This is a genomic window from Bradyrhizobium valentinum, assembly GCF_001440405.1.
Classification (GTDB): Bacteria; Pseudomonadota; Alphaproteobacteria; order Rhizobiales; family Xanthobacteraceae; genus Bradyrhizobium; species Bradyrhizobium valentinum.
Genome location: NZ_LLXX01000117.1, coordinates 1 through 3072, shown reverse-complemented (window position 1 = coordinate 3072; position 3072 = coordinate 1). Strand labels below are relative to the sequence as shown.

Sequence of the window (3072 nt, the reverse complement as noted above, 5' to 3'; positions counted from 1 at the left end):
GCAGCTTGCCGATGACAAGCGTGTGTATTCCAACTCAATCGAACAATACCAGTCGACGTCGGTACATGAGTCCAACGGTTCGCGGTGCGGTGGCGATCTGAAATGACAGGTAACAAAATCCGCGTGCTGCCCCCATGACAGCCAATCGCAAGAGCCGCGTTGCGAGGCAGACCCGCAAGGACATCTTGCGATTTGCGCCGAACTTCACCGCCTATGTACTTCCTCCCGATGTGGTCTGCCTCTATTCGGATGATCGAAAGTTCTTCCTGCACGGGGATCTGTATTGTGCGGTGGCCACGGCGATCGGAAAAAATGGAAAGTCTGCGCCAGAGATCGTTCGCCAGCTTTCGAAGAGCTATCCGACCGACAAGATAGAAGAAGCGATCAAGCGGCTGCTCGAGCGCCGATACGTCGTCGTTGCAGGAACATCGCATGCATTCGACGGCGCCGTCGCTGGATATTGGGCGAGCCTCGGCCTGCCTCCCGAGGTCGCGGAGCAGAATCTCCGAAATTGGCCCGTGCAGGTGGAATCGATCGATGTCAAAGGTGCCAAAGAACTTGCTGTGGCCTTGAGCAAACTCGGCGTTCAGATCGCCAAGCGTTCGCCCAAGCTCACGATCACGCTGGTGAACGACTATCTCGACCGGCGGCTGGCCGAGATGAACCTGCAACGCGTGGCCGCCAAGACGCCTTGGCTGCTGGTGCAGCCGTCCGGCGTGTTTCCGCTGGTGGGGCCTGTGTTCAAACCGGGCGAGAGCGCCTGCTGGAACTGTCTGTTCGATCGCATGATACGCAACCGGGAGATCAAGGGATTTCTCGACCGCGGACCCGCGCAGGCGGTCGCCGTATCGCCCCTGGTCCAAGACACCGTTGGACAGACCGCAATCCACCTCGCCGCCGTCGAAATCACGAAAGCGATTGCCTCAGGCTTTCGCACAGATCTGCGCGATCATATTGCGAGCCTTGATCTGACCGGCGCGGTCATCGCCAAGCACTTTGTCGCGCGACGCCCGCAATGCCCCACCTGCGGCAGCAAGAAACTGCAGAGTCCACGCCGGGCGGCGGCGTCAATCGAGATCGCCGAAGGCAGCAAGCTCATCATGACCAGCGGTGGATATCGCACCGTGACCTCTCGGGCCACCGTGGCGCGTTTCCGCAAGCATGTAAGCCCGCTGACCGGCGTAGTTACGCGGCTCGAGCGGATCGAGGTCGATCTGCCGATGAACACCAATTTTTTCGCCTATCACAATTTCTCTGGGCCGGCCCAAAGCGTCGATCAGCTCAGGTCCGGGTTGAGCGGCGGCAGCTTCGGCAAAGGCTCCACGGCCGAGCAGGGCGAGGCCAGTGCGCTGATGGAGGCCATCGAACGCTATTCGGGCATTTTCCAGGGTGACGAGATCAGGACGGCGCGCCGCTTTACCGATTTCGCGCCCGGCGACGCCCTTCATCCGAATGGCGTCCAACTTTTCAGCGAAACGCAGTTTCAAAACAGGCATGATCATCAGCCGGACGATTCACATCCGGTTCCTGAGCCTCTCGATCCCTCGACCAGAACCGAGTGGTCGCCGGTTTGGTCGTTGCGCGACAAGCGTTTCAAGTATCTTCCGACCGGTCTGCTCTACTTCTTTTATGGCGGCTTCCATACGGATTCCAACGGTTGCGCGGCCGGCAACACCCGCGAGGAAGCCATCGTTCAGGGCTTCCTCGAACTGATCGAGCGCGATGCCTACGCCATCTGGTGGTACAACCGGCTGCAGCGTGCTGAAGTTGACCTTAAGCAATTCGACGATTCCTATGTCCGGGATCTGCAAGCCCAGTTTGCCGATGCCGGGCGCCGGCTGTGGGTGCTCGATGTCACCAGCGATCTCGGCATTCCCACATATGTGGCGATCATGCACTGGATGCAGAACGGCCACGAGAATATCGAGTTTGGTTCCGGCGCGCATTTCGATCGCCGCATAGCCCTGCTGCGTTCGCTCACCGAGCTGACCCAGTTCATGTCAATCGGCATGATGGGCGGCGCCAGCGGCGAGAAGCCATCGCTTGACGGTATCAATCCGCTGCGCCTGGAAGATTATCCGTTCCTGATCCCGAGCGACAATCCGATCGTTCCGCCGGCTCCCGACCTCAAGGTTCACGACAATACGCGCGATCAGGTGAATGCCTGTGTCGAGATCGCGACCAACGCAGGTTACGATTTCCTCGTGCTCGACCAGACGCGGCCCGACGTTGAAGTCCCGGTCGTTCGAGTGCTCGTTCCAGGCTTGCGGCATTTCTATCGCCGCTTCGCACCGGGCCGGCTTTACGATGTTCCCGTGAGGCTTGGATTGTTGGATCGCCCGCGGCAGGAAAGCGAACTCACGCAGTTCCTGCCGCACACCTGAAAAGGGTCATTTGTGCGCGCTCCCCGGAAAAAGCCGACCAGGAAGATTGCGCCAGTCATCACCGCCCGATTGAACGGTCATTTCTCCCTGCAGATGCAGGCGGACGGAAGCATCGCCGCCTTCGTGGACGGCTATTCCGTCAATCTGGGACAATTGAGCACGGCCGCGATGGACCGCGCGCGAAGTCTGACTGACGGCCTGCCGCTCGCGTCTCTTGCCGGCAAGAGCGCCATCGCGAGGGAAGTTGATGTCCTGGTGCATCGGCTGGCGCGGCACGGGCTGCTCGAATATCGCCTGTCTTTTCCGCATGCCGGGCAGGATCTCGTGGTTATCGAGCCCCAGGTCCCCGAATACTGGCCGCAACGCGCAAAGCTAGGCGAGAGTGACACCGTCGTGCTGTCGCGCTTTGCTTATCTTCGCCGTCGCGGCAACGAGACGGTGCTGGAATCGCCGCGCGCCGGCGCGCTGTTTCGAATCGGCGATTCCGCCATTGCCGCCACCCTCGTTGCGCTGTCGCAGCCTCAGACGATCAGCGGGCTTCGCCGCCACGTGGCGGCCTTCAACCTCGATCTGCTCGAACTGCTGCTGGATAGCCAGTTCCTGCTCAAGCTCAATACGGAAAGCGGCGACGGCCTCCGGGTGAACGAAGGCGACGGCAATCTCGTTCTCTGGGATTTCCACGATCTCG

The 3072-nt window shown here is 60.4% G+C and carries 1 protein-coding gene and 1 pseudogene; both read left to right on the top strand.

Annotated features, from left to right (window positions below; translation table 11 throughout):
• The first annotated feature begins 134 nt into the window (after positions 1-134).
• Entirely contained in the window at positions 135-2384 is a 2250-nt protein-coding gene (locus tag CP49_RS17015; RefSeq protein WP_057851361.1) for a TOMM precursor leader peptide-binding protein, read from the top strand.
• Between the two features lie 12 nt (positions 2385-2396).
• Positions 2397-3072 (top strand): annotated as a pseudogene (locus CP49_RS17010) (SagB/ThcOx family dehydrogenase); the annotation flags it as partial.